This window comes from Streptomyces palmae (genome assembly GCF_004684805.1).
Taxonomy (GTDB): Bacteria; Actinomycetota; Actinomycetes; order Streptomycetales; family Streptomycetaceae; genus Streptomyces; species Streptomyces palmae.
Window position 1 is genome coordinate 1 of record NZ_SRID01000535.1, and the last position, 3490, is coordinate 3490.

A 3490-nucleotide genomic window follows, 5' to 3' on the forward strand; every position below is an offset into this window, starting at 1 on the left:
GGGTGGGTGGTGCGGCGCAGATGTGCGGGGTGCCGACGGTGGCCGCGGGCTTCCCGCCGATGAGCACGGTGGGGACTCCGGGCGGGCCGATGGTGCCGGGGTGCCCGGTCGGGTCGCCTACGCGTGCGGCTGGTGCTGGCATGTCTTGTCGCCCCCTGTCGCGAAGTGGTTCAGTTGATCCGCACCATGGGCGCGTTGACGGACACGGTCTGGCCGCCCTTGACCTCTACGGCGCCGCGGGCCTGCAGTTTGACGCTGTTGCCGGTGAGTTCGAGTGCCCCGTTGCCGGCGTCCACGGACACCCCGCTGCCGGCCTTGATGGAGACCTTCTGCTTGGCGTCGATCTCCACCGTGCCGTCGCTGTGCACCACGATGGTGGTGCCCTTGCGGTCCAGGTTGATCTTCAGCTTTCCCTCGCCGGTGGACAGCCGGACGCCCTGCGGCCCGTTCGAGGTGTCCAGCACCTCCAGCCGGCCGTTCTTGGAGCCGAAGGCCCGTTTGGTGACCGCGCCGCTGGTGGAGTCGACGGTGTCGCCCTCCCCCTTGCCGCGCTGGCCGGGCTTGTCCTTGCCGTTGTAGAGGGCGGCCAGGACGTAGGGGCGGTCCAGGTAGCCCTGGTCGAACCCGACCAGCACCTCCTCGCCGACCTCGGGGATGAACGCCTCGTCGCCGCCGAGCCCGTTGGGCTGCGCGGTGCGCACCCAGTCGCTGGCGTACTCGTCGGACAGCCAGGGGAAGCTCACCTTGACCCGGCCGAGTTGCTCCGGGTCCTTGGTGTCGGTGACGGTCCCGTTGACGATGCCGTTGAGCCCGTCCTTGGCGGGCTGGGCGTCGGATCCGCCGCCGGTCAGCCCGTACAGGGTGCGCTCCTGCTGCCCGGAGACGCTGATCCAGGTCTCGTAGCCGTGCCGGGAGTCGAACACGTGCCGGGAGGAGGTGACGGTGTACCGGCCCTCGAAGGGCGCTCCCACTCCGGCGAGGGTGACCGCGCCACCGGCCCGGACCTCCGGGTTCCCCCGGATCACCGCCTCCAGTTCGGCGAAGGAGCCGGCGATGCGCTCGGCCAGTGCCTTGGCCGCCTGGTCCACCTCCGCCTGGGTCCCGTAGGCGGCGTCGCTCACCACGAACTCGGCCTTGCCGAACGGCTGGGAGACCTGGGCGGGGGTGACGCCCAGCTCCAGGGTGTCGGTCTTGTCCGCGGGGGCCCGGCCGACCAGCGGTCGCTTGGTCCGTACGTCCCAGCCGCGCACTTCGACGGTGTTCACCTGCTCGGCCGCGGACACCCCGGCCCGGCAGCGCAGCAGGTTGTCGCCCATCTCCAGCACCAGCGGGCTCTTGTCGGCGCGGGTGGAGGTGTCCGGCGCGCCGCCCGCCTTGGTGGGCTTGACGACGTTCAGCTGCCCGTCCCGCACATAGATCTGGGCCCCGGCCTCCTGGACCAGATTGCGCAGGAACTCCCAGTCGGTGACGTTGGGCTGGGCCACATGCTCCAGTACGGGCCCGGTGACCTCGAGCTTTCCCGGGCGCAGCCCGGCCCGCTGGGCGACCCGGGTGCAGATGTCGGAGAGGGTCATGTTCTGGTAGCTGGCGACCCGCCGGCCCCGGAAGAGCCGGTAGGACTCGTCGAGGCCGCGGATCACCGTGAAGGTGCCGGTGTCGTCGATCTCGATCTCCAGGGCGGTCACATTGCCGGTGAGCAGCGGCTGGGAGGAGCCCTCGCCCGCCCGGGCCTGCAGCCGCACCTCGGTACCGACCTTGACCCCCGCCTTCTCCAGCAAGACCCGGCTGGGGTCGCGGAAGCGCAGCACGAACAGGTCGGGGAGGGCGCGGCTGTCGTCCACGTACGCCTCGACCATGGTGTTGGCCAGGGCGGGCGGCAGCGGGCTGCCACCGAACTCCACCACCAGCGATTTGGCGACGCTCTGCTGGACCATGGCTCACCTCACCGGCCCAGGGCGCGCTCGCCGCGCCGGTCGGGGCCGCCTTCAAGGCCGTTGCCAGAGCCGTTGCCGGAGCCGCTGTCAGGGCCGGCCTGCAGCCGTTCGAGCTCGTCCAGCGCGGGCAGCAGCAGCTCGCGGCCGTCGGCCAGCCGCATGGGGTCGTCGATGCCGTTGGCCTCCGCGATCACCCGCCAGGCCGCGGCACTGCCGTACTCCCGCCAGGCCAGGTGCGGCAGGGTGTCACCGGCCTGCACCCGGTGCACCCGGCGGGCGTGCAGCGCGCCGGAGGTGGGGTTCTGACTGGGGGTCTCGCCGCTGATCTCCTCCATCGTCACCTGGCACACCGCGCGGATCGGCACCCCGGAGGTGGTGAACAGGGTGTACTTCGCCTGCACCTGGCTGACATAGCCGGGGAAGCCGGTGAGCCCGCCCCAGTGGAACACCACCCAGGGCGGCGAGGACCGCTTCTGCTGCCGGGTCTCGTTGGTCGGCACACAGCAGGCGAACAGCTGTTCCACCGACTTCACCACGCTGGTGTCCTGGGTGTCGCTGGCGTCGAAGAACATCTCCACGGTGAGCTTGCTGGGCTGCGGCCCCTGGTACTCCGGCGGGCCCGCGCTCCTGGCCCCCTTGGCGTTGTTGCGCTTCCACGCCGCGGCCTTGGTGAGGCTCAGCTCCTTGGGGTTGAACTGGAAGTCGACCCGGCCGCAGGGCCCACCGGGGGTGAGGCTGCCGCCGGGCGGGGGGGTACGCAACTCCAGATAGGCGTGCTCCAGCTTGGGACGGGCCCCACCGCCGCCCGCCGCGCCACCGCTGCCTGCGGCGCTGAACGCCACGGGTGAACTCATGCGCCCCCGCCCCTCCGCCATCCGCCCGCGCCGGCGCGGCCACCGCTCGTACGGCTCACTTCCCTCAGCCCTCCATCACATAGCCGTGGTGGGCGATCTCGATCGTCTCGATGGCCACCTTGGGTGATTCGGGGTTGAACGTCGGCCCGGTCCAGCGGACCGGAACCACCTCCAGCAGCCCCCACTGGGCGACCTTCTCGCCGTCCCCGGTGCGCGCCTCGATATGCGCCGTCTTGCGGGTGAAGCCGGTGGTCATGCTGGCGAACCACTTGGCCACCTTCTCGGTCTCCTTGGTCAGCGGCCGGGACAGCTTCACATTGGGGTACTTCAGCCGGGTGGGCAGCTGCCACAGATGGATGTTGTTGCCGCCCTCCTCGCGCTGCTCCAGCACCACCTCGCAGCCCAGCCCCTCGCAGGTGTTGAAGGAGCCCAGTTCGATGCCGTCGATGGTGACCACGAAGCAGACACTGACCGCAGGGTCCTCGGTTGCGGGCACGCCCTGTCCCCTCTCTCCGTTCGCTCACTCACTCTGGTCAGTGCCTGGTGCGGATCAGATGGCCGGCCCGCTCGCGCTCCAGCCTCAACTCGGCCTTGAGCAACCTGCTGAGCGGCCCGAACAGGGCCCGTACCAGCTCGTCGGTGACGGCCGGGGTGCCGCCCTTGCCGCCCTCGGGCGGATGCGCGCCCGCGGCCTGCCCCGGT

Annotated in this window: 4 protein-coding genes; all 4 read right to left on the reverse strand. The window is 71.0% G+C overall.

Translation table 11 applies throughout. The features are described 5' to 3' along the window. Positions 1-142: PAAR domain-containing protein (locus E4099_RS30505; RefSeq protein ID WP_209446804.1), on the reverse strand; the 142-nt coding region annotated here is incomplete at its 3' end. Positions 143-170: 28 nt separating this feature from the next. Beyond that, a complete protein-coding gene (locus E4099_RS30510) occupies positions 171-1934 on the reverse strand; it encodes a VgrG-related protein (RefSeq protein WP_135342342.1) in 1764 nt (587 codons plus the stop codon). A gap of 8 nt (positions 1935-1942) precedes the next feature. Further along, positions 1943-2788: a CIS tube protein gene (locus tag E4099_RS30515; protein WP_135342343.1), complete on the reverse strand. Its 846-nt coding sequence runs from the start codon at positions 2786-2788 to the stop codon at positions 1943-1945. Positions 2789-2852: 64 nt separating this feature from the next. Continuing rightward, positions 2853-3284, reverse strand: coding sequence for a phage tail protein (locus E4099_RS30520; protein ID WP_135342344.1), 432 nt, complete (start codon positions 3282-3284; stop codon positions 2853-2855). Positions 3285-3490: the final 206 nt, after the last annotated feature.